At 71.3% G+C, this 22,392-nt stretch carries 21 protein-coding genes; 12 read left to right on the forward strand and 9 right to left on the reverse strand.

Features of this window, described 5'->3' with window-relative positions:
* Positions 1 to 94: 94 nt before the first annotated feature.
* The 5 genes from ACZ561_RS22785 to ACZ561_RS22805 all read left to right on the forward strand — a co-directional run bounded on the left by ACZ561_RS22785 (position 95) and on the right by ACZ561_RS22805 (position 5,269).
* On the forward strand, positions 95 to 964 hold the full coding sequence (locus ACZ561_RS22785; protein WP_470997952.1) for an alpha/beta hydrolase: 870 nt from the start codon (positions 95 to 97) through the stop codon (positions 962 to 964).
* 59 nt (positions 965 to 1,023) lie between these two features.
* On the forward strand, positions 1,024 to 1,881 hold the full coding sequence (locus tag ACZ561_RS22790; protein ID WP_470997955.1) for an SDR family oxidoreductase: 858 nt from the start codon (positions 1,024 to 1,026) through the stop codon (positions 1,879 to 1,881).
* 141 nt (positions 1,882 to 2,022) lie between these two features.
* On the forward strand, positions 2,023 to 3,378 hold the full coding sequence (locus ACZ561_RS22795) for a sensor histidine kinase (protein WP_470998570.1): 1,356 nt from the start codon (positions 2,023 to 2,025) through the stop codon (positions 3,376 to 3,378).
* On the forward strand, positions 3,375 to 4,034 hold the full coding sequence (locus tag ACZ561_RS22800; protein ID WP_329118839.1) for a response regulator transcription factor: 660 nt from the start codon (positions 3,375 to 3,377) through the stop codon (positions 4,032 to 4,034). Before ACZ561_RS22795 ends, ACZ561_RS22800 begins: the two co-directional genes overlap by 4 nt.
* Positions 4,035 to 4,066: 32 nt before the next feature.
* Positions 4,067 to 5,269, forward strand: coding sequence for a cytochrome P450 (locus tag ACZ561_RS22805; RefSeq protein WP_470997958.1), 1,203 nt, complete (start codon positions 4,067 to 4,069; stop codon positions 5,267 to 5,269).
* 64 nt (positions 5,270 to 5,333) lie between these two features.
* Here the strand turns inward: ACZ561_RS22805 and ACZ561_RS22810 are convergent, their stop codons facing one another.
* Together ACZ561_RS22810 and ACZ561_RS22815 are read right to left on the reverse strand one after the other, a co-directional pair.
* A complete protein-coding gene (locus ACZ561_RS22810; RefSeq protein ID WP_470997961.1) occupies positions 5,334 to 6,917 on the reverse strand; it encodes an ABC transporter permease in 1,584 nt (527 codons plus the stop codon).
* Positions 6,914 to 7,819, reverse strand: coding sequence for an ABC transporter ATP-binding protein (locus tag ACZ561_RS22815; protein WP_470997963.1), 906 nt, complete (start codon positions 7,817 to 7,819; stop codon positions 6,914 to 6,916). Before ACZ561_RS22815 ends, ACZ561_RS22810 begins: the two co-directional genes overlap by 4 nt.
* 62 nt (positions 7,820 to 7,881) lie before the next feature.
* Here ACZ561_RS22815 and ACZ561_RS22820 point away from each other — a divergent pair, with 62 nt between their 5' ends.
* Positions 7,882 to 8,400 (forward strand): GbsR/MarR family transcriptional regulator, encoded by a 519-nt coding sequence (locus ACZ561_RS22820; RefSeq protein WP_470997966.1) that lies wholly within the window; start codon positions 7,882 to 7,884, stop codon positions 8,398 to 8,400.
* 45 nt (positions 8,401 to 8,445) lie between these two features.
* Here the strand turns inward: ACZ561_RS22820 and ACZ561_RS22825 are convergent, their stop codons facing one another.
* The 3 genes from ACZ561_RS22825 to ACZ561_RS22835 form a co-directional block, all read right to left on the reverse strand.
* Complete coding sequence (locus tag ACZ561_RS22825; RefSeq protein ID WP_470997969.1) at positions 8,446 to 8,733, reverse strand: helix-turn-helix domain-containing protein; 288 nt, start codon at positions 8,731 to 8,733, stop codon at positions 8,446 to 8,448.
* Entirely contained in the window at positions 8,733 to 9,224 is a 492-nt protein-coding gene (locus tag ACZ561_RS22830; RefSeq protein ID WP_470997972.1) for a DUF2975 domain-containing protein, read from the reverse strand. The genes ACZ561_RS22825 and ACZ561_RS22830 overlap by 1 nt, the downstream gene beginning before the upstream one ends.
* 167 nt (positions 9,225 to 9,391) lie before the next feature.
* Positions 9,392 to 10,195: a diacylglycerol kinase family protein gene (locus ACZ561_RS22835; RefSeq protein WP_470997975.1), complete on the reverse strand. Its 804-nt coding sequence runs from the start codon at positions 10,193 to 10,195 to the stop codon at positions 9,392 to 9,394.
* 144 nt (positions 10,196 to 10,339) lie between these two features.
* Between ACZ561_RS22835 and ACZ561_RS22840 the strand changes: the two genes are divergently transcribed.
* Positions 10,340 to 11,623 (forward strand): adenylosuccinate synthase, encoded by a 1,284-nt coding sequence (locus ACZ561_RS22840; protein ID WP_376434857.1) that lies wholly within the window; start codon positions 10,340 to 10,342, stop codon positions 11,621 to 11,623.
* A 227-nt stretch (positions 11,624 to 11,850) separates the two neighbouring features.
* Here the strand turns inward: ACZ561_RS22840 and ACZ561_RS22845 are convergent, their stop codons facing one another.
* On the reverse strand, positions 11,851 to 12,681 hold the full coding sequence (locus tag ACZ561_RS22845) for an oxidoreductase (RefSeq protein WP_470997977.1): 831 nt from the start codon (positions 12,679 to 12,681) through the stop codon (positions 11,851 to 11,853).
* Positions 12,682 to 12,770: 89 nt separating this feature from the next.
* Between ACZ561_RS22845 and ACZ561_RS22850 the strand changes: the two genes are divergently transcribed.
* The 4 genes from ACZ561_RS22850 to ACZ561_RS22865 all read left to right on the forward strand — a co-directional run bounded on the left by ACZ561_RS22850 (position 12,771) and on the right by ACZ561_RS22865 (position 16,544).
* Complete coding sequence (locus ACZ561_RS22850) at positions 12,771 to 13,700, forward strand: LysR family transcriptional regulator (RefSeq protein ID WP_470997979.1); 930 nt, start codon at positions 12,771 to 12,773, stop codon at positions 13,698 to 13,700.
* Positions 13,701 to 13,833: 133 nt separating this feature from the next.
* Positions 13,834 to 14,472 carry a DUF6232 family protein gene (locus ACZ561_RS22855; RefSeq protein ID WP_470998573.1) on the forward strand — a complete coding sequence of 213 codons (639 nt, stop codon included), beginning with the start codon at positions 13,834 to 13,836 and terminating at the stop codon, positions 14,470 to 14,472.
* Positions 14,469 to 14,819 carry a hypothetical protein gene (locus ACZ561_RS22860; protein WP_376434849.1) on the forward strand — a complete coding sequence of 117 codons (351 nt, stop codon included), beginning with the start codon at positions 14,469 to 14,471 and terminating at the stop codon, positions 14,817 to 14,819. Before ACZ561_RS22855 ends, ACZ561_RS22860 begins: the two co-directional genes overlap by 4 nt.
* Before the next feature lie 321 nt (positions 14,820 to 15,140).
* Complete coding sequence (locus ACZ561_RS22865; RefSeq protein WP_470997982.1) at positions 15,141 to 16,544, forward strand: Kelch repeat-containing protein; 1,404 nt, start codon at positions 15,141 to 15,143, stop codon at positions 16,542 to 16,544.
* Between the two features lie 64 nt (positions 16,545 to 16,608).
* Here ACZ561_RS22865 and ACZ561_RS22870 read toward each other — a convergent pair whose 3' ends face one another.
* Together ACZ561_RS22870 and ACZ561_RS22875 are read right to left on the reverse strand one after the other, a co-directional pair.
* Positions 16,609 to 18,468, reverse strand: a complete 1,860-nt coding sequence (locus ACZ561_RS22870) for a serine/threonine-protein kinase (RefSeq protein WP_470997985.1) — start codon at positions 18,466 to 18,468, stop codon at positions 16,609 to 16,611.
* A 47-nt stretch (positions 18,469 to 18,515) separates the two neighbouring features.
* Positions 18,516 to 20,042: a PstS family phosphate ABC transporter substrate-binding protein gene (locus tag ACZ561_RS22875; RefSeq protein ID WP_470997988.1), complete on the reverse strand. Its 1,527-nt coding sequence runs from the start codon at positions 20,040 to 20,042 to the stop codon at positions 18,516 to 18,518.
* Between the two features lie 177 nt (positions 20,043 to 20,219).
* On the opposite strand from ACZ561_RS22875, the gene ACZ561_RS22880 reads away from it, so the two are divergent.
* The gene (locus ACZ561_RS22880; RefSeq protein WP_470997991.1) at positions 20,220 to 21,161 is read left to right on the forward strand and encodes an NADP-dependent oxidoreductase; all 942 of its coding nucleotides are present in this window, start codon (positions 20,220 to 20,222) and stop codon (positions 21,159 to 21,161) included.
* Between the two features lie 262 nt (positions 21,162 to 21,423).
* Here ACZ561_RS22880 and ACZ561_RS22885 read toward each other — a convergent pair whose 3' ends face one another.
* A complete protein-coding gene (locus tag ACZ561_RS22885; protein ID WP_470997994.1) occupies positions 21,424 to 22,317 on the reverse strand; it encodes a haloalkane dehalogenase in 894 nt (297 codons plus the stop codon).
* Between the last annotated feature and the right edge of the window lie 75 nt (positions 22,318 to 22,392).

A 22,392-nucleotide genomic window follows, 5' to 3' on the forward strand; every position in this document is an offset into this window, starting at 1 on the left:
GTCCGATGATCGCTTGATCTGTGGGGGCGTCAGTCCTGGTACGGTCCCCGCAGGTCAGGCCAGCTCGGCCGCGTCCCTGAGAGGGTGGAACAGAATGCCGGACCCCGCCGCGCGCGACGCCGCCGAAGAAGCATCGGCCTTCTCGCACCCGGCCGTCGCCCCTGACGTGTCCGCCGCGTACGGCGAACACCCCGACCAGGTCGTCGACTTCTACGCGCCGCGCGACGGCCGGCAGCGGGCCCCGCTCGTCGTCGCGCTGCACGGCGGTGCCTGGCGGGCGCCGTACGACCGGCAGCACCTGACTCCTTTCGTGGACTTTCTGGCCCGTAGAGGTTTCGCCGTCGCCAACGTCGAGTACCGGCGTGGCAGTGCCATCCCCCGGCAGGGCGGGACCGCCCCCGTCGCGGGGCGCTGGCCGGAGACCCTCGACGACGTGGCCGCAGCGCTGGACGCCGTACCGCGGCTGGCCGCCGAGCATCTGCCGCAGGCCGATCCCCGCCGGATCGTGCTCACCGGCCACTCCGCGGGCGGGCATCTCGCGCTGTGGGCCGCCGCCCGGCATGTGCTGGCGCCGGACGCGCCCTGGCGGCTGCCCGCCCCGCCCGCGCTGCGCGGGGTGGTCGCGCTCGCCCCCATCGCGCACTTCGACCGGGCGGTGGAGCTCGGGGTGTGCGGCGGTGCGGTAACCCAATTCCTGGGCGGTGAAGGGGAGTTCGACGTACGGGCGCGTCATGCCGACCCCGCGCTGCTGCTGCCGACGGGGATCGCCACGACGGTCGTCCAGGGCCGGGACGACATCGTCGTCCCGCAGGCCGTGGCCGACGCCTATGTGGAGGCGGCGGCGAAGGCGGGGGAGACGGTCGGCTTCACGCTCCTCCAGGACGTCGGCCACTTCCCGCTGATCGACCCGGCGGCGGACGCCTGCGCGGTGGTCGCGGAGGAGATCGCCCAGCTCGCGTTCTGAGCGGACAGGGCCGAGGCTTGCGGACAGAAGCTGACCGCAAGCCTTCCTACCGTCGAGGCATGAAGAACCAGCAGAGCACCAGCAGCCAGAAGGTCCTCGTTTCCGGAGCCACCGGCACCGTCGGCCGCCAGGTCGTCGCCGAGCTCCTCGCCCGCGGCCACGCCGTCCGCGCCCTCACCCGGGACGCGGACAAGGCCCGCGCCGTGCTGCCCGAGGCCGTCGAGATCGCCGTCGGCGACCTCACCGACCCCGACTCGCTCGCCCCCGCGCTGGAGGGCGTCACCGGCCTGCATCTGATCACCTTCGGCGGCGCCGCCTTCGCCCCGCTGGAGACCGGCCCGCGCATTCTGGAGCTCGCCGCGAAGGCGGGGGTCCGCCGGGTGACCGTGCTGCACGGTGGCGAGGACACCCCGCTGGAGCGGGCGGTCAAGGAGAGCGAGGGGCTCGACTGGACGGTGGTCATGCCGGTCGAGTTCATGTCCAACGCCCTGGAGTGGGCGCCCGGCATCCAGGCCGACGACGAGGTCCGCGAGCCGTTCGTCGGCCGGCTCAGCGCCATGGTCCACGAGGGCGACATCGGCGCGGTCGCCGCCGTCGCGCTCACCGAGGAGGGGCACGGCGGGCAGTCGTACGTCGTGACCGGCCCCGAGGTGCTCACCCTGCACGACAAGGTCGCGACCCTCGGCGCGGCCCGCGGCCGGGAGATCAGGCTGGTCGAGCTGACCGAGGAGGAGGCCGTCGGCCAGTGGCGGACGGCGGGCCTGGACGAGTACGTGATCGGCTTCCTGCTGGAGGCGTACGGGAACACCCCCGAGGTCGGCCGCACGGTCGCCGCCACGGTGGAGCGGGTCACCGGCCGCCCGGCGCGGACCTTCGCGCGGTGGGCCGCGGACCATGCGGACGCGTTCCGCGCGTGACCGTGCGCACGCGGCGCCGCCGACCGCGAGCACGCGCACGTCGGTGAGCGCGCACATGCCCTGGTCAGCGCCGTAGTACTCAGGGAGGACGCGGGAGGATCCATATTCAAGGTGACGACCGCGTCCGCCCGCCCCCGTACCTTGGCTGATGTGACCGACACCCGTGAAACGAGCCGCAGCCCCGAGTTCCGCCTGGCCCAGGGTGCCCTCGGCGGGCTGCGCCAGGACCTCTTCCATGACGCCTTCGCCTACCGGCCGCTGCCGCCGATGGCGGTCGACGGACCGCTGACGCGGCGCCTGCCGGGGCGGATGCGCAGGAAGGCCCGCTGGACGCCGCATGCGATCGTGGCCGCCTTCGCGTTCTTCGTCTTCGCGATGGGGATGGACCTCGGGTCCGGCAACGGCGTGTTCGTCCTCATCTACGCCGGGATGCCGGCCGTGGCCGTGCTGCTGACGCTGATCCGCCCGGTGCTCGCGTTCTGGGCGTCGCTGGCCTTCACCCCCTTCGTCGCCTTCCTCGGCTCGTACGACTACGGCTGGCCGTGGGGCCCGACCTCCGGCATCGCCCAGGTGGTGGTGATGACGGTGGTGGCCGCCCGCACCCGGCCCCGTACCGGCGCCTGGATTTGGGTCGTCACCCTCGTGTACGCCTTCTTCGCCACCTCCCTCCGGGGAGGCAGCGACAACGCCCTGTCGGTCCTCTTCCCCTCCGCGCTCGCCCTGCTCGCCGTGACCGTCCTCCAGGTCCGCCGCGAGGCCGAGCAGACCGTCACCGCCCAGCAGACCGTGACCGCCGCGGAACGCTCCAAGCGCACGCTTCTCGAAGAGCGCACCACCATCGCCCGCGAGCTGCACGACGTCGTCGCCCACCACATGTCGGTGGTCGCCATCCAGGCGGAGGCCGCGCCCTACCGGGTCGAGAACCCGCCGCCGGAGCTGGAGCAGGCCTTCGTCACCATCCGCGAGAACGCGGTCGCCGCCCTGACCGAGCTGCGGCGTGTCCTCGGGGTCGTACGGGCTGAGGACTACGAGGCCCCCGACGCCCCGCAGCCCACGCTCGCCGAGCTCGACGGGCTGATCGGCAACGTCCGCGAGGCCGGACTCGACGTCGAGAAGACGGTGACCGGCGCGGTGCGGGAGCTGCCGCAGGGTGTGGAACTCTCGGCGTACCGGATCATTCAGGAGGCGCTGAGCAACGTGCTGCGGCACGCGCCCGGCGCCGGGGCGAAGGTCGAGGTGTCGTACGTCCTCGGTGGCCTGGGCCTGCGGATAGTCAACGGCCCGGCACGCGGCCTGGTGAAGCCCACCCGTCACCCGTCCACCACCCCTCAAGGAGGGCTTCGCCCGCCCCCTCTGATCGGAGCGGGGCACGGCATCACCGGGATGCGGGAGCGGGTGTCGATGCTGAACGGCGAGATGACGTCCGAGCCGACCGAGGACGGCGGCTACGAGGTCACGGCCTTCATCCCCGTGACGCGTGAGGAGACGGACCAGTGATCCGGGTACTGATCGTCGACGACCAGATGATGGTCCGCGAGGGCTTCTCGGTGCTGCTCGGCGCGATGCCGGACATCGAGGTCGTCGGCGAGGCCGTCAACGGCCGCGAGGCGATCGCCCAGGTGGCGGCGTTGCGCCCGGACGTGGTCCTGATGGACATCCGGATGCCGGAGCTGAACGGCATCGAGGCGACCCGCGAGATCGTCGCGGCGGACGCCGACGCGAAGGTCCTCGTCCTGACGACCTTCGACCTGGACGAGTACGTGTACCAGGCGCTGCGCGCCGGGGCCTCGGGCTTCCTGCTCAAGGACGCGTCGGCGCGGCAGCTGGCCGACGGCGTACGGGTCGTGGCGGCCGGCGAGGCGCTGCTGGCGCCGACCGTGACGAAGCGCCTGATCACCGAGTTCGCGAAGGCGGCCGAGACGCCGAGGCCGCCGACGCTGGCACAGGTCGGGGATCTGACCGAGCGCGAGACCGAGGTGCTCGTGCTGATCGCGCAGGGCCTGTCGAACGCGGAGATAGCCGACCATCTGGTGGTGGCCGAATCGACGATCAAGACGCACGTCAGCCGGATCCTGGTGAAGCTGGGGCTGCGGGACCGGACGCAGGCGGCGGTGTTCGCGTACGAGGCGAGGCTGGTGCAGGTCGGAGGCTAGGCCGGTCGGTGCGCGCCCGGTAGCGTCCGGCCATGGATGTTCCTTTCGAGCCGTGGTCGCCGGCCTTCGTCGCGAATCCGTACCCCGCCTACGCCGAACTGCGGGCGACGGGCCGGGCGCACTGGTACGGGCCGACGCGGCAATGGCTGATCCCGCACTACGAGGACGTGTCGGCGCTGCTGCGGGACCGGCGCCTCGGCCGCACGTACACGCACCGGTTCACGCACGAGGAGTTCGGGCGCACGGCTCCGCCCGCGGCGCACGAGCCGTTCCACACGCTGAACGACCACGGTCTGCTCGACCTGGAGGCGGCCGACCACACGCGGATCCGGCGCCTGGTCTCGAAGGCGTTCACGCCCCGGACGGTGGAGAACCTGGCGCCGACGGTGCGGAGGCTGGCGGCGGAGCTCGTCGACGGCCTGGTCGAGCGGGGCGGCGGGGACCTGCTGACCGACGTCGCCGAACCCCTGCCGGTCGCCGTGATCGCGGAGATGCTGGGCATCCCCGCGGAGGACGAGGAGCGGGGGCGGCTGCGGCCCTGGTCGGCGGACATCTGCGGCATGTTCGAGCTGAACCCGTCGGAGGAGACCGCGCGGCGGGCGGTCCAGGCGTCGCTCGACTTCTCGGCGTATCTGCGGGAGCTGATCGAGCGGCGGCGGAAGGATCCGGGGGAGGATCTGATCTCCTCGCTGATCGCGGTGGAGGAGCTGACCGAGCAGGAGATGATCTCCACGTGCGTGCTGCTGCTGAACGCGGGGCACGAGGCGACGGTGAACACCACGGTCAACGGCTGGTGGACGCTGCTGCGGCATCCGGAGCAGCTGGCGGCGCTGCGTCGGGATCCGGACGGGATGTTGTCCACAGCTGTGGAAGAGCTGCTGCGTTACGACACCCCGCTGCAGATGTTCGAGCGCTGGGTCCTGGACGACATCGAGGTGGGCGACGTCCGGATCCCCCGCGGCTCGGAGGTGGCCCTCCTCTTCGGCTCGGCGAACCGGGACCCCGCCCGCTTCGCGTCCCCGGACGTGCTGGACCTCTCCCGAGCGGAGAACCCCCACATCACCTTCGGCGCGGGCATCCACTACTGCCTGGGCGCACCACTGGCCCGCCTGGAACTGACCTCACTCTTCGGGGAGCTGATCCGCAAGGCCCCACGCCTGCGCCTGACGACGGAGCCGATCTGGAACCCGGGCTACGTGATCAGGAGCGTGAACGAACTCCAGGTGGAGGTGTAGAGCCCTCGCCCAGGTCGCGGGCACCGCGAAGGGCCCCCGTTTCCGGAGGCCCATCGCGGTGGCGTCAGGACGTCGTCATGTCGCGGACGCGGAGGCGCCAGAGGCCCGTCGTGACGAAGACCAGGGACAGGGCCGTCAGCGTCAGCAGCGGGCCCCACGCCATGTCACCGCCGGGCAGCTTCGGCAGGTGCCCGAACGGGGACAGGTTCAGGATCGACCGCGGAAGATCCAGCGCCGGGCCGATCCAGCCGAGCGCCAGGCACAGGCCCGCCGCCCCCCACCCCGCCACCGCCGCCCCGGGGAACGCGCCCCACAGCAGGACCGCGAGCCCCGCCAGCGTCCAGATCGCGGGGAGTTGAGCCAGCGACGCGCCCAGGATCGGACCGAGGTCCGCGCCGTACGAGACGTACAGGCCGAAGCCGCTCAGCAGCATGATCAACGCAGCGCCCCCGAAGGCGATCAGCAGATGCCCGGCCGCCCACCGCACCCGCCCCACCGCGTTCGCCAGGATCGGTTCCGCCCGCTGCGACGTCTCCTCACCGTGCAGCCGCAGCACCGAACCCACCGCGTACAGCGCCGCGATCATCCCGAACAGGCTCACCATCGTCGCGAGGAACGCGTTGGTCAGCCCCGTCTGGCCGCCCATCCGCTCGAAGATCTGCCGCGCCTGCTCGTTGTCGCCCACGATGTCCGCCGCGCCCTCGACCATCCCGCCGAAGACGATCCCGCCGAGCAGGAAGCCGATCGACCAGCCGAGCACACTGCCCCGCTGCAGCCGCCAGGCGAGCGCGCCGGCCGTTCCGAGCAGCCCCTCCGCCGGGCCCGGCCGCGTCGGCAGGAAGCTCATGCCCACATCGCGCCGACCGGCCAGCTCGTACGCCACCGCCGCCTGTACGAGCACGCCCGCGCCGATCAGCAGCAGAACCCACCACCGCTCACCCGCGAAGGCACGCACGTTCTCGGCCCAGCCGATCGGCGAGAGCCACGTCAGCACCGACGAACCGTCAGCCGTCCCCGCGTCCCCGGCCGCCCGCAGCACGAAGGCAAGGCCCAGCACCGCCGCCGTCAGGCCCTTCGCGAGCCGCGCGCTCTCCGTCAGCTGCGCCACGATCGCCGCCATCGTGGCGAAGAGCATCCCCGTGCCGCCGACCGCGAGCCCGAGGGCGAGCGCCCCGCCCGCCCCCTGACCGGCGAGTCCGGCCGTGATCAGGAGCGCGACGGCCGTGTTGGCGACGAGCGCCGCGAGCAGCGCGGCGGTCAGCGGGGCCCGGCGGCCCACCACCGCGGAGGAGAGCATCTCCTGACGCCCGGTCTCCTCCTCCTCCCTGGTGTGCCGAACGACGATGATCAGGCTCATCACGGCCGCGAGAACGGCGGCGAAGGTGCTGAAGCGCCAGGCCACCAGCCCGCCGAGGGAGTCGCTGAACACCGGCCCGTACAGCGAGCGCATCGAGCTGTTGGCGTTCATCGACGTGGCCAGCTCGGACCGCTGCTCCTGGGTGCCGTACAGGCCCTCCAGGGAGCCGACACCGCTGGCGACCATGCCGCCGGTCACGAGCGCCCAGATCGGCAGCATCACCCGGTCGCGGCGCAGCGCCAGCCGCGCCAGGGACCCGGTCCCGGTCAGATGCACGGCGAGCGTGCTCATCGCACGGTCACCTCGACAGTCTCGTCGGCGTAGTGGCGGAGGAAGAGCTCCTCCAGCGTGGGCGGAGTGCTCGTCAGCGAACGCACTCCCGACTCGGTCAGCGAGCGCAGCACCGCGTCGAGCTTGTCGGTGTCGACCTGGAGCCGCACCTTGTGGCCCTGGACGGCGAGATCGTGGACGCCGGGGAGGTGCGCGAGCCCGTTCGGCGCGTCGGCGAGTTCGGCGGTGACGCTGGTACGGGTGAGGTGGCGCAGGTCCGCGAGCGAACCGCTCTCCACCGTCTGCCCCTTGCGGATGATGCTGACCCGGTCGCAGAGGGTCTCGACCTCGCTGAGGATGTGGGAGGACAGCAGGATCGTGCACCCGCGCTCGCGCGCCTCGGCGACACAGCTCTGGAAGATCTCCTCCATCAGCGGGTCGAGGCCGCTGGTGGGTTCGTCGAGGATGAGCAGGTCGACGTCGGAGGCGAAGGCGGCGATCAGGGCGACCTTCTGGCGGTTGCCCTTGGAGTACGTCCGCCCCTTCTTCGTCGGGTCGAGCTCGAACCGCTCGATCAGATCGGCCCGCCGCGCCGTGTCGAGTCCCCCGCGGAGCCGGCCGTAGAGGTCGATGACCTCGCCGCCGGAGAGGTTGCGCCAGAGCGTCACGTCACCGGGGACGTACGCGATCCGGCGGTGCAGCTCGACGGCGTCCCTCCACGGGTCGCGGCCGAGGAGCTGGGCGGCGCCGGAGTCGGCCCGCAGCAGCCCGAGCAGGACCCGGATGGTGGTGGACTTCCCGGCGCCGTTGGGTCCGAGGAAGCCGTGGACCTCACCGGTCTCGACCGCGAGGTCGAGGCCGTCCAGCGCGTGCGTCCGCCCGAAGGACTTGTGCAGTCCGGCGATGGTGATTGCCTTCGTCATTCTTCAGAACGTACGCTACTTTCACAAAATTGTGAAGTTAAGGAACCGTATAAAGTTGGGGGATGAGTGAGATGACGACGACCGGTGCCGGCGGCGACGGCAATGACGGGGCCGTGTCCCGGTTCGTGGAGCGCTTCGCCGCCGAACTCACCGAGGCCGGGATGCAGCGGATGGCATCACGCGTGTTCGCGGCGCTGCTGGCCTCGGAATCGGCGTCCATGACCTCCGCCGAACTGGCGGAGCAGCTGCAGATCAGCCCGGCCGCCGTCTCCGGAGCCGTCCGGTACCTCAACCAGGTCGGCATGGTCAGCCGCGAACGCGACCCCGGCTCGCGCCGCGAGCGCTACGTCCTTCACAACGAGGTCTGGTACGAGACGATCACCCGCCGCGACCAGATCCTGGTCCGCTGGGAGAAGGTGCTCCGGGACGGCTCCGAGATCCTCGGTCCGGGCACGGCGGCTGGGCGGCGGACGGCCGAGACGGCGGAGCTCTTCGAGTTCCTCCAGGAGGAGATGCTCGGAATGATGGGCCGCTGGCGGGAGCACAGGGCGGCCAAGGCGAAGGCCGAGGCCGAGGCGTAGGCCCGGGCCTCGGCCCGGGTCCGGATCCGGGCTGGGCGGTCGGGTTCAGCCGCTCGCCGCGATGTCGGCCGCGGCTTCGGGGCCGGCGGTGTGTTCGCCCTCGGCTCCCGCCTCGGATCCGGCCTCCGGCCCGGGTTCCCACCGCAGCAGATCCCCCGGCTGGCACTCCAGTACCTCGCAGAGCGCCGCGAGCGTCGCGAAGCGCACCGCCTTCGCGCGGCCGTTCTTGAGCACCGCCAGGTTCGCCGGCGTGATCCCGACGCGCTCCGCGAGCTCCCCGACGGACAGCTTCCGCCTGGCCATCATCACGTCGATGTCGACGGTGATCGGCATCAGATCACCTCGTCCAGCTCTGCCCGCATCGCCGTCGCCTCGACATCGCGCGCGACGGCCTGGGCGAGCAGCGTCCGCAGGACGAGCACGATCAGCGCGACGCCCAGGATCGCCAGGCCGATCCCACCCATGATCACGGTGACGCCGGGGTCCTCCCGCTGACCCGGTGCGTTGAGGGCCGTGACGGCGAACCACACGAGGGCAGCCGCCACGATCGCGCCGATCACGATGTCCACGTACCGGAAGGCGGTGGGGGAGAACACGGTTCCGCGTCGCACCATCGTCACCAGCCGCCATACGCAGACCAGGGCGACCTGGGCCGACATCAGGCCCAGGATCGTGAGCATGCGCAGCGGGGTCAGCGGGAGGGATCCGTCCTCTGGGTCGTTCCCGCTGACCAACGCCCACACCATCAACGCCTGTACGAACACGGTGCCGGTGAGCACCACCACGAGCACGGCGCGCAGCGCGAGCACCGTCAGTCTTCCCATCGTCGCTCCTTCAATCGAGTCACGATGGAAATCTATTGATAATCGATAGGTGTGGCAAGTGCTGAGCGGCGTGCGGGGCGCCTCACACCTCGGGGCGCCTCACGCCTTGGGACGCCTCACGCCTTGGGACGCCTCACGCCTTGGGACGCCTCACGCCTTGGGACGCCTCACGCCTTGGGCAGCGTCAGCCCCCACGCCCCTTCGCGCACCACCCACGTCCGTCTGCGCACCGGCCCCGACACCACCGTGTCCGCGCGGTAGCGGAAGTCCGGCCCCGAGACCGTGAGCGTGTGGGCGCCGGTGTGGATGGGAGGCGCGGACGGGGGGCGGATGGTGATGTCCGCCACGCCGGCCACGGAGTGGACGCTGACCCCCTCCACGGGGGCGTTCACATCACTGAGCAGGACACCGTCCGCCTCCACCCGGAGGCGGTGCGTGCGCACCGCGAGCTGGGAGGGGGCGGGCCGGACCAGGGTGCGGACCAGGGAACGGCAGGTGTCCCAGACGGAGGGCGCGGCATCCGTCACCGTGCGCCCCGGCGTCGCCGGGATGCTGAGGTCACCGAGCACGACCCCGTCGCTGTCGTCGACCAGCAGGTCCAGGCGGCGTACGGCCCCGTCGAGCACCGCCCGCGCCGCCGTCACCGCGCTCTGCGGCACGCCGAGCGCGTACGCGACTTCCAGGGAGCCCGGGGCGCCGATCGGGACCAGGGACAGCGCCCCGTCCGCGAGCTCACGCTCCCGGTGCAGGACCGTCACCGTCCGTAGCAGCGTGCGGTCGTCGCCGACCACCACAGGGCGGCGGGAGCCCCGCCGCGCAAGGGCCCGGAAGAATTCTTCCGGGCTGTCCGGAAGACAGATCTTCGTCTCTGCTCCCGCACACAACACATCTTTCGCGATCCGTACGGACTCGCCGTCACTTCGGCGGGCGACCGGGTCGATGACCACCAGCAGCTGGTCGTGAGCCGACACCTCGGTCCTTCCTCGGGTAGCATCTTTGTGCAAGAGCCCCTTGCGCTATTGCGCCAGGGGCTTCGTCTATTCCGGGGCACACCGGTGAGGCGGCATTAGGCCCCCTGACCTTGGACATGCCCCGCCCGGAAGGGGTGTACGCCTGTGCCCGCACTTGTGCTGCTCGGTGCTCAGTGGGGTGACGAGGGCAAGGGAAAGGCCACCGACCTCCTCGGTGGATCCGTTGACTATGTAGTGCGTTACCAGGGCGGCAACAACGCCGGCCACACCGTCGTCGTCGGCGACCAGAAGTACGCGCTCCATCTTCTCCCTTCCGGAATCCTCTCCCCGGGGTGCACCCCGGTGATCGGAAACGGTGTCGTCGTCGACCCGGCGGTCCTGCTCTCCGAGCTGAGCGGACTGAACGAGCGCGGCGTTGACACGTCCAAGCTCCTGATCAGCGGCAACGCGCATCTGATCACGCCGTACAACGTCACCCTCGACAAGGTGACGGAACGGTTCCTCGGGAAGCGCAAGATCGGCACCACGGGTCGCGGCATCGGCCCGACCTACGCCGACAAGATCAACCGCGTCGGCATCCGGGTCCAGGACCTGTACGACGAGTCGATCCTCACCCAGAAGGTCGAGGCGGCGCTGGAGGGCAAGAACCAGCTGCTCGCCAAGCTCTACAACCGCCGCTCCATCGACGCCGCGCAGATCGTCGAGGAGATGCTCCAGTACGCGGAGCAGATCAAGCCGTTTGTCGCGGACACCACCCTGATCCTCAACAACGCGCTGGACGAGGACAAGGTCGTGCTCTTCGAGGGCGGCCAGGGCACGCTCCTGGACGTCGACCACGGCACGTACCCCTTCGTCACCTCCTCGAACCCGACCGCGGGCGGCGCCTGCACCGGCGCCGGCGTGGGTCCGACGAAGATCAGCCGGGTCATCGGCATCCTCAAGGCCTACACGACCCGTGTCGGCGCCGGCCCGTTCCCGACGGAGCTGTTCGACGAGGACGGCGAGGCGCTGCGCCGCATCGGCGGCGAGCGCGGTGTCACCACCGGCCGTGACCGTCGCTGCGGCTGGTTCGACGCGGTCATCGCGCGGTACGCGACCCGGGTCAACGGCCTGACGGACTTCTTCCTCACCAAGCTCGACGTGCTGACGGGCTGGGAGCAGATCCCGGTCTGTGTCGCGTACGAGATCGACGGCAAGCGCGTCGAGGAGCTTCCGTACTCGCAGACCGACTTCCACCACGCGAAGCCGATCTACGAGATGCTGCCGGGCTGGTCCGAGGACATCACCAAGGCGAAGACCTTCGCGGACCTGCCGAAGAACGCGCAGGCCTACGTGAAGGCGCTGGAGGAGATGTCGGGCGCGCCGATCTCGGCGATCGGCGTGGGTCCGGGCCGCACGGAAACGATCGAGATCAACTCGTTCCTGTAGGACGCCTGGCCATCCCGTTGTAGCCCTTCGCCCCGCCCCGTTGTGGGCATCCGTCCCGGTGGGGCGGGGCGGGTGGGCACAACGGGGCGGCGCCCCTTGCCGGGCCTGGGCTTCCGGGCCTGAACCCGCTCCCCGGGTACGGCGCCGTCGTGGGGTTGTGCCCACCCTCCCCCCAGACTCCGTCCGGGGGCCCCCAGCCCCGCGGAACGGGTGCCCGTAACGGCCCGTCAGCCGTCCAGCCTCGTGTCCCGGCCCACCTTCTCCCACGTGGTCAGGTCCCCCCGGACCTGCTCCAGGTGCCCCAGGATCGTGTCGATCGAGTCGTCGCCCAGCGCCAGCCTCAGCGGCGTCTCCTCAGCGTCCAGGGCGGCCAGGACCGCCGCCGCCGCCTTCGCCGGGTCCCCCGGCTGCGTGCCGCCGCTCGTCTCCACGTACGTACGGGTCGCTCCCACCGTGTCCGTGTAGTCGGCGATCCCTTCCGCGCTCGCGCTGCGGTTGCCGAAGAGGCTCGTGCGGAAGGCGCCCGGCTCCACGATCAGGACGTCGATGCCCAGCGGGCGGACCTCGTCGGCCAGCGCCTCCGACATCCCCTCCAGAGCGAACTTCGTCGCGCTGTACGCGCCGAAGCCGGCCATCGACATCTGCCCGCCCACGCTGCTGAGCTGCACGATCGCGCCCGAGCGGCGGGCCCGCATCAGAGGCAGGGCCGCGCGGGTCAGCGCCGCCGGGCCGAAGACGTGCACGTCAAAGAGCGAGCGGAGCTCCGCGTCGCCCGTCTCCTCGACCGAACCGACGTGCGTGCGGCCCGCGTTGTTCACCAGGACATCGATACGACCGTGGCGCTCGGCGACCTCGCCCACGACCCGGTCGATCGCGGCCGTGTCGGTGACGTCGAGCGCGACCGCGTCGACCTGGTCCGGGTGGGCGGCGACCAGGTCGTCCAGGGCCGCGACCCGGCGGGCCGCGGCGACGACCACGTCCCCGGCCGCGATCGCCGCCTCGGCGAAGGCGCGCCCGAAGCCGCTGTTGGCACCCGTGATCAGCCAGACCTTGCTCATATGGACCGTTCTCCCTCGTTTCGATGACACAACCAGCCTGTGCCACGGGGACGTTGCCGGTCCAAGACCTGCCGTGATAGCCCATGGTTATGACCATGGACGTGCGCGGGCGGGACCTGCGGTACTTCGTCGCCGTCGCCGAGGAACTGCACTTCACCCGCGCCGCCGAGAGGCTCTACGTCTCCCAGCCCGCGCTGAGCAAGCAGATCAGGGCCCTGGAGCGGCAGCTCGGTGCCCCGCTCTTCGACCGTGACCGGCACGGCGTCCGCCTCACCCCCGTCGGTACGGCGCTGCTTCCGCACGCCCGCGCCGTGCTCGCCGCCTGGGCGGAGGCGGACGAGGCCGTGCGGCGGGCCCGCGCCGTCGAGCAGGCCACCCTCATCGTCGGGATGTCCACCAGCCCGGGCCGGGGCGGGCTGCTGCCGGCGATCCGCTCCCGCTTCACCGAGGCCCACCCGGAGATCCGGCTGAAGCTGCGGCAGGTGGGCTGGGAGGACCCGACGGCCGGGCTCGACGACGGCAGCAGCGACGTCGCCTTCGTCTGGCTGCCCCTGGCGGACGCCGAGCGCTACCGCTGGGTCGTCGTCGCCACCGAACCCCGCCTGGTCGCCCTGCCCGAGACGCACCCGCTCGCCGGGCGCGGGAGCGTCGACTTCGCCGAGCTCCTCGACGAACCGTTCCTCGCACTGCCCGCCACCACACCCGAACTGCGCGACCACTGGCTGGCGCTGGACGCGCGCGACGGCCGGCCCCCGGTGATCGGCGGGGAGATCGCCAGTACGGACGAGACCTACGAGGCGCTCGTCGACGGCCTCGGTATCTGCCTGGTGGCCGCGGGCAACGCGCCGCTGCTCACCCGGGGCGGGGTCGTCGTCCTGCCCGTCACAGGGGTGTCCCCGAGCCGCTTCGCGCTGGCCTGGCGCGCGGACGACACGCGACAACTCGTCCAGGACTACGCCGGCGCGGCGGCGAGGGGTTTGGGTGCAGCCGCGCCCCGAAACGGGCTGCGTGAGGCCTGAAGTCGCCTTGTGTAGTGGAGCACTTCGAGTGCCTAATGTGGCTCCGCTCCGATGCCGTTTCATCTCAGGGGGAATCATGGAAGCGACAGAGTCACCGACGCCTCAACAACCACCGGAACCCCAGCGGTCGACGGTGCCGGAGCCGCCGAATGGTCCGCCTTCGTCGTCGAGTTCGCCGGTTCCGCAGCGTCCGCCGGGGCCCCCTCCGGCCTCGGCGGCCGGGCTTCCGGGCTCCCTCGATCTGACCGTAACGAGGCGGCTGCTGTGGGTGGGCGGGGCGGTCTATCCGCTCCAGAACGTCGCTCGCGTCTACACGTTCGTGCTCCATCCCCGCCGCAAGGAAGCCGTGCTGCAATTTCTCAAGCGCACGGCGATCACGCTCCTGATGGCGATGGCGTTCACCCTGTTCGGCGGTATCGCTTCGTTCCTCTCCCGGGAGGAGGGGGCGTTCGGCGGCACCCTCCAGTTCGTCTGGGTGATCAGTGTGGGCGGACTGATCTACTTCCTCGTGGACATGCTCACGGTGGTGACCGCGTCTTCCCACTTCGTGATGGCCGTTGAGTCGAACGGGCAGTCGACCGCCCTGGTCACCGGGCGACCCGACCATCTGAACCAGCTCGTTCACCAGGTCGCGTATGCCATAGAGAACCCGGACACGGAACTCAGCGTGCGCGTGGAGCGGCTGACGATCAGCAACCCCAGCAACTACTACTTCGGCAACGCCGTGAACATGTACGGCGGCAGTGGCAACGTGGGGATGTCCAACGGATGAGCGGCGACAACTACTTCTACGGCAACACCGTCAACATGCACGACGGGACGAACAACACCGGCATGGTGAACCACCAGTCGGGGACGGTCGGCGCCCAGGCCACCTCTCCCGCCATGGAGGCCGCCGTGCAGGAGCTGCTCCGCCTGCTCGTGGAGCTGCGCGGCAACGTGCCCGCCGGAACGGCACAGTCCCTCGACGCCACCCTGCCGGCCATCGCCGCCGGTCCGGCCGCCGAGCCGGAGGAGCGGCGCCGGGCGCTGGACCGGATCGCGGAGATCGCCGGGGCGGCGGGCGCGATCGGTGCTCCGCTCGTCGCGGCGGTCGAGCGCGTGATCGCGCTGCTCTAGGGACGACCTCTCGTCCGACGCGCCCTGACGATTGGACCCCGTGGCCCAGCCGGGTCATCTGCACGGGTGACGTCAGGGCGCGCCTGCGGGATTCGGGCATCCCCGTGGCAACTGTCACATAGTCATGTCTTCCGACAGGATGCCCGGCCCCGCAGATGAAGAGAGGTTCCCATGAGACGCACACCGCACAGTGACCCAAAGGGGCACCCGCCACCACGGAGACGGGGCCGGCGACGGCTGGCGGTGCTGGCGCTCGCCCCACTGCTGGCGATGGCGGCCGGCTCCGCGACTGCCCAGGGCGTGTGGGTGACGGTGCCGTCGATGCCGACCGACCGTACCGCCCTCGCGTCCACGGCGGCGCACTGTCCGGAGGGCCTGCTCGACACCTGCGTGTACGCCATCGGCGGAGTAGGCGGACAGGGCATCGCCCCGTTCGAGGCGTACAGCCCCAGCACCAACGCGTGGGCCACACTGCCGCAGATGAAGACCCCTCGCCTTTCGGTCACATCGTCGACCGCTCCCTGCCCCGAAGGGGTGCGAGGGGACTGTGTGTACGCCGTCGGGGGAAGGACCATCAGCAGCCCGGTCCTGGCGACGGCGGAGGCCTACAGCACGGACACCAACACCTGGCTGACTCTGCCGGACATGCCGACCGCCCGCACCGCCGCCGCGTCCGCCACCGCGCCGTGCGCCGAGGGGCTGGGGCTGCGGGGGACGTGCGTCTACGTCTTCGGCGGCAACGACCTCGTCAACCCCGCCCTCACCACGGTGGAGGCCTACAGTCCGGAAACGAACACCTGGGCCACCGTGACTCCGCTGCAGACCGCCCGGCTCGCCCACGGCGGCGCGGCCGGGCCCTGCCCCACGGGGCTGGGGCTGAAGGGCACGTGCGTGTACGCCCTGGGCGGGGGGAACAGCGCCGGCAGCGCTCTGTTCTCGGCAGAGGTGTACAGCCCCGTCCTCAACGCCTGGACGTACCTGCCGGACATGCCGACCGGCCGCGAAGACGGGCCCGGGGCGGCTTACGCGCCCTGCCCGGAGGGCCTGAGCAACGGCTGCGTGTACGCCATGGGTGGGATGGACGAGACCTTCACGACTTCGGACACGATGGACGCGTACAGCCCGGTGGCCAACACCTGGGTGTCGCTGCCCTCGATGCCGACGCCCCACCGGGAGATGGGCGCGGCCGCGGCGCCGTGTCCCCGGAACGCGAAGCGCGACTGTGTGTACGCGCTTGCGGGGTTCTTCGACAGCTTCGACATCTCGGGGACGACCGAGGCGTTCGCGATCGAACACGCGGAGGTCACCCAGCCCAAGCCGACGCCGACACCGACCGCGAAGCCGACACCGACCGCGAAGCCGACGGTGACGGCGGCGGCGACACCGACGGCGTCACCGACGGCGAAGCCGATCCCGACCCCGAGGCCGGACTCAAGGCCGGACTCGAGGCCGAAGGAGACTCCCGCGCACGCCCAGGCCCAGGCCGCCGGTCCGCGGATCCCGATGGCCGCCCCCGGTGACGGCCCGGAACCGAGCGCCAGCGCCAGCCCGAGCCCGGCCAAGCCCGCTCCGGCTGCCACGCCGGCTCCGGCCAAGCCTGCTCCGGCCGCGACCCCCGCAACGTCCGGCACCCCCGCTCCGGCAGTCACCCCGACGCCGACCCCGAAGCCCACACCCACACCCAAGCCCACCCCGCCCGTGACGACCATCGGCATGCGCCCCTGAGGATGGCGCAGTCGGGCCGGCCCCCAGGGCATGTGCGAGGTCGTCATCCGACCTCGCACAGGCCCTAGTTGCGGTAGTACTCGCCAGGCTCCCCGTCCAGCATCGGGAAGACCAGCAGCCTCTCCCGTCCCTTGAAGGGGACGATCGACAGATAGCCGGAGATGTCGGCCCGCTCGCAGTCGCGGTCGGAGGCGTCCGGGTCCGACGTTCCCGGGCCGATGATCAGGGGCGTTCCTGAGCCGGCGAGGATCGCGGTGAAGGTGCAGGCGACCGAGTCGGGGGTCGGGTTGCCCTCGTCGTCGGTGCGTGGGTAGACGTGCACACGGCGGAAGACGGTGGCGCCGACAGGGCCCTGGGTGATGGTCACCTCGTCGCTGTAGCGGTCGACGTTCTCACCGAAGATCAGCGGGTCGTTCTCCATCTTCCACCGGCCGAGGAACTGCGTCGGCACGATGTTCGTGCCGGTCTTGGCCTTGCGGAAGGTGGTCTTCGCGGCGCCTGAGGTCCACTCCAGGACCTCGGGGGAGCGCAGGGTGAGGGTCTGGTGGGCGGCGGGCGTGCAGCGCTGGGCGGGAACGCTCGTGGTGACGTCGGATTCGCCGAGGACCACCTTGTCCTCGTCGGCGGAGACGAGCCGGGAGCGGCCCATGCACAGCTGATCCTCGTTCACCTGGACGTAGACGGCGGTCTTGGCGCCCGTGGCGCCCTGGCCGATCTCGATCCGCATGGTCGCCCTGGGGTGGTCGGCCGAGCCGCGCTGGACGCCCTCCCACGCACCGAGGAACGCCGCCGGCACGATCCCCGCCGGGCGGGCGGACACGTCGCCGGTCTTCCCGTGTGCCTGGTTCTTCTGCTCGTCCATGCCCTTGTCCGGGTCGGGCCAGAAGACGTACGTGAGCGTGGCCGCCGCGGCGAGCACGAGGGCCGTCGCGGCGGCGGTCAGGCTGGTGCGCCGCCGCTTTCCGGGCGCCTTCGGGGCGGGAGGCGGTGTGGGGTCGTCCGGGCGGGCCGGGGTGCCGTCGGTGGTGGTCGACTCCGCCTCGGCCTCCAGGACCCGGGCGGCGTGGCGGCCGAGGCGGGCCAGTACCTCCGCCGGCAGCCACGGGTCGGCGACGGTGATCGTCTCCACCAGTTCGGTGGCCGAGGGCCGGGCAGCCGGGTCCTTGGCCAGGCAGGCCCGCACCAGGCCGGAGAGCTCGGGCGGGACGTCGGTCAGATCGGGCTCGTCGTGGGCGATGCGGAACATCGTGGCGTGGACGCCGCTGTCCGCCGTACCGAACGGGGAGCGGCCCGTCGCTGCGTACACGAGGACCGAGCCGAGGCAGAAGATGTCCGATGCCGGGGTCAGTTTCTCGCCGCGCACCTGCTCGGGGGACATGAAGCCGGGGGAGCCGACCACCGCTCCGGTGCTGGTCAGTCCGCCGTCGGTGATCGTGTCGACGGCGCGGGCGATGCCGAAGTCGATGATCTGCGGGCCGTCGACGGTGAGCAGCACGTTCGAGGGCTTCAGATCGCGGTGGACGAGCCCGGCGGTGTGCACATGGGTGAGCGCCCGCGCGAGCCCGGACGCCAGGGACCGTACGGTCGTAGGCGGCAGCGGCCCGAACTCGTCGCCCACCACGGTCCGCAGCGACGGCCCCGGTACGTAGCCGATGGCCACCCAGGGGGCTTCGGCGGCCGTGTCCGAACCGAGGACCGGGGTCGTGCCCGTGCCGCCGACCCGCTCCAGGGCGGCGACCTCACGGGCGAACCGGCGCCGGAACTCGTCCTGCGCGGCCAGCTCGGTGTGTACGACCTTCACCGCGACCGTCCTGCCGCCGGCCGAACGCGCCAGGAACACCCGACCCATCCCACCCACGCCAAGTCGGCCGAGCAGGCGGAACGGGCCGATGCTGACCGGGTCTTCCGTGTTCAAAGGCTCCACGTCGAAAGAGGATGCCAGACCGGTCCCGCCGGTTCTCCCTCCCGTTGTCACCCTTCACCGCAGATCCGCAGGCCCTTGGGTGTCGCGCACGGCAGGTGCCCGTGGGTGCGGATCACGTCCTGGCCGCTGCCGCGGCTCAGGTAGGTGAGGAAGCTGGAGGTCAGCGAGTCGGCCGGCGGCTCTCCCCAGGTGTAGGCGTACTCGATCTCCCGGTACGGGTACGTCGACTCGCCGATCTCGTCGACGTTCGGCACACGGTTGTCGATCGACACCCGGTGCAGGCCCTTCAGCCCGGCACCGGAGCGGAGTTCGGTGTAGCCGATGGCACCCGGGAGCTTGGCGACGGTCGACACCACCTGGTCCGTGGTGTCGAGTTCGCAGCGGACGACCGGTGCCCCCGGGTCGTCCTTGGACACGCAGTCGAGCGAGGAGTTCGCGGGCTCGTTGCGGCCGAGGACGCGGCGCTGGAAGACCTCACGCGTACCGGAGTTGGCGCCCCTGCTGACCAGCAGGACCGGACGGTCCGGCCCGCCGGGGACCTGGTTCCAGTTGGTGATCTCGCCCCGGTACAGGCGGCGGACCTCGTCGATGGTGAGGTTCGTGACCGGTATCTCGTCGTTCAGGACGAGCGTGAACAGGGAGACGGCGACCATGCTTTCTCGCAGCTGCGGATAACCGCCGGGCTTGCGCCCGTCGGAGAGGGCGATGACGGCAGGGGAGCCCTTGGAGCCGCCCTCGGCGCCGACCGTCGCCAGCTCCCTGATGCCGGCCGTCGAACCGTGTGCGTCCACCACGACCGTGGCGCCCTCGCAGTCCTTCTCGTACTTCTTCGCCAGCTCCCGCACCACCGGGGCGAACGCGGTCGAGCCGGTGACCGTGAGCGTGCCCCGGGCGCAGCCGATCGGGGGCGGGGTCTCGCTGCGGACGATGATCGTGGCGAGGGCGAGCACACAGGCGGCGAGGACGAGGGTGATGTTCCGGGCGGCGGGGCTGAACGTCGGTCTGCGGTCGTCGACGCTCATGCTCTTGTTGTGGTGGACCTCGACCGTCTCATGGAAGCCGTTGATCCGGATCGCGCCTTCGACCACGCTGCCGGAGAGCAGGACGAGCAGCTTGAAGTACTGCTTCCGTTCGAGCGAGACCTTGGGGATCAGGACGGAGTTCTCGTGCTTGCGCAGCCCGAGACCGGCGGCCATGTCGATCTTCACCGGCTCGAAGGCGCGCGGGATCGTCGCGACGACGGCCCGCACGAGCCGGTCGCCGAAGGTGACCTTCAGCCCTCCGGTGTCGTCCCCCTGGGTGTATTCGCCGTGGGTGATGTCCCGCAGGCCGTCGTTCTCGATCCGGAGCAGCACGAGCGTGGACCCGTTGGAGTCGCCGATGTCGCCGTCCCACAGGGTCAGGTCGCCGGCGGTCTCGCCCGCGTCGCGGAGCGGGGTGTTGAGCTGCACGCGGTAGCCGAGCCTCCTGCCCCGCTGGAGGAAGCGCTCGTACGCGACCACGCCGGCGGAGACGAGGACACCGAGGAGCGCGGTGACCACGGCGATGACGTTCTCAGCGGTAAGCCAGTCCACGAGCGAGACGGTACGGACGCGTGTGCGGTTCCGCGGGGGAGGTCGCATCCCGCCACGTGGAGTTCCCCCTTCGTTCAGCGGCGGTCGCGGGGCCGCACGGGTTGGCGGAGCATGTGTTGCCGGGGGTGAGGACCGTGGGTGTAATGGCCACGAGGGGGCCTGTCGGAGAGGAACCCCATGCGTGTCGTCGAAGTGACCGCCTACGGTGGCCCTGAGGTCCTGAGGATGGCCCGCCGGCCCGAGCCCGAGGCCGGAGACGTCCCGGGGCGGGTACGGGTGCGCCTGAAGGCGGCCGGTGTGAACCAGGCGGACCTGCGGATCCGCGCCGGCGTGTACGCCGACGAGGTCGGCGACCTCAAGCCCCCGTTCGTCCTCGGGACGGACTTCGCGGGCAAGCTTCTCGATCCTGTGCCGGGCATGGCGGCCGGGACCCGCGTGGCCGGGTTCGTGCCCTGGTGGGAGGAGCTGACGGGCGAGGGCACGTACGCCGAGGTCGTACGGGTCGCCCCGGAGTGGGTGGCCCCGATCCCGGACGACGTGGACTACACAGTGGCCGCCTCCCTCCCGCTGGCCTCTGCCACCGCCCAGCAGAGCCTCGACCGGCTCGCGCTCCCGGCGGGGTCGACGCTGGTCGTCACCGGCGCGAGCGGGGTGGTCGGCCGCCTCGCGCTCCAGTACGCAGCGGCGGCAGGACTGCGGGTGGTGGCCATCGCCCACGAAGGCGACGAGCACGAACTGAAGGTCCTCGGTGCGGAGCACAGCATCACCCGCGGCACACCCGAGGACGTGGTCCGGAAGGTGCTGGACTTCGTCCCGGAGGGGGTCGACGCGGTCTTCGACGGGGCGCTCCACGCTGCTCCGGTTCTTCCGGTGGTGAAGGACGGCGGCGCCTTCGTCGCGCTCGCCGCCAACCGGACACCGGCCACCGAACGGAACATCCGCGTCGAGACCGTCCGGGGGAAGCCGGACGCCGCACGGCTGAAGGAGACCCTGGAGAAGGTGGCGGCTCGGGAGGTCATCACCCGAGTGGCCGACGTGATGCCGCTGGAGGAGGTCGCGGAGGCTCACCGCAGGGCGGAGGCGGGGCACCGGCCGGGCCGCATGATCCTGATGATCTGAGGCACGGGGGCGCCGACACGACCGACGCTCGGCGCAGGGCAGCCCCAGCCGGGCGCGGCATCGGCCGCTCGCGCGGCCAGCCACGACGCCGCTCCCGGGGTCGGCGGCCTCGCCGGTCGGACGGCCGGTCACGGTGCTGCTCCCTGGGTCGGCGACCACGCCGGTCCAACGGCCGGTCCCAGCGTGGGCGACCGCGCCGCTCCCGCGGCCGGTCACCGCGCTGCTCCCGCGGTCGGCCGCCGTGTTCCGGGAGCCTCGTGCGTTACAGCCCCAGTCCATGGCGGTCCGCCCAGTCCGTGATCGCGGCCGCGATCTCCTTCGGGCGGTCCTCCGGGGCCTGGTGGCCGGCCGGGCCGCAGTGGGTGGTCTCCAGCGCGGCTATGTGCGCCTCGCACCAGGCCGCCATTGGCGGGTCGACCATCAGGGTCGGTGAGCCGTCGAAGGTCAGGAGGAGCTTCGGCACGTCCGTGCTGTCCGCCAGCCACGTGTCGTACGCCTCGATGCGGGAGACGACTTCGGCCGGCTCGCCGTCCAGCGGCATCGCGCGCGGCCATTCGAGCATCGGCCGGCGGGACTCGGGCGTCGGGTACGGCGCCCGGTAGACGTCGAGGTCCTCCTCGCTCAGACCGGTGAGCACGGTCTGCGTGAAGGAGTCCTCGATGAAGAGGTTCTTCTCCAGGACCAGCTCCTCGCCGACCCCGGGCGTCTTGAACGCCTTGAACCGGTCCCGCGCCTTCTCCGGGAACTCCTCCCAGCTCATCGGCCGCAGGATCGTCTCCATGAACGCCACACCCCGCACCTTCTCCGGGTGCCGGGCGGCCCAGTCGAAGGCCAGCGACCCGCCCCAGTCGATTCCCACCAGCACGACCTCGTCGAGCCCGAGCGCCTCGAACCAGGCGTCCAGATACCGCGCCTGGTCCGCGTACGTGTAGTCGAGGTCCGGCTTGCCCGACCGCCCCATCCCGATCAGGTCCGGAGCGAGCAGCCGCCGCCCGCCGCCGACGGCCGGGAGGACATGGCGCCACAGGTGGGAGGAGGTGGGGTTGCCGTGCAGGAAGACGAGCGGGGCGGCACCACCGGCAGCGCTGCCGGTGGTGCCGACTGCGCCCGACTCCTCGTAGTACATCGTCGAGTCGAGGACATTGATCGTCGCCATGATCCGTTCACTCCTCTAACGTTCATTGCTCTAACGTTTATGACGCTAACGAAGCTACATCGTTCGGACGACTAA

This window comes from Streptomyces sp. NPDC039609 (assembly GCF_055596705.1).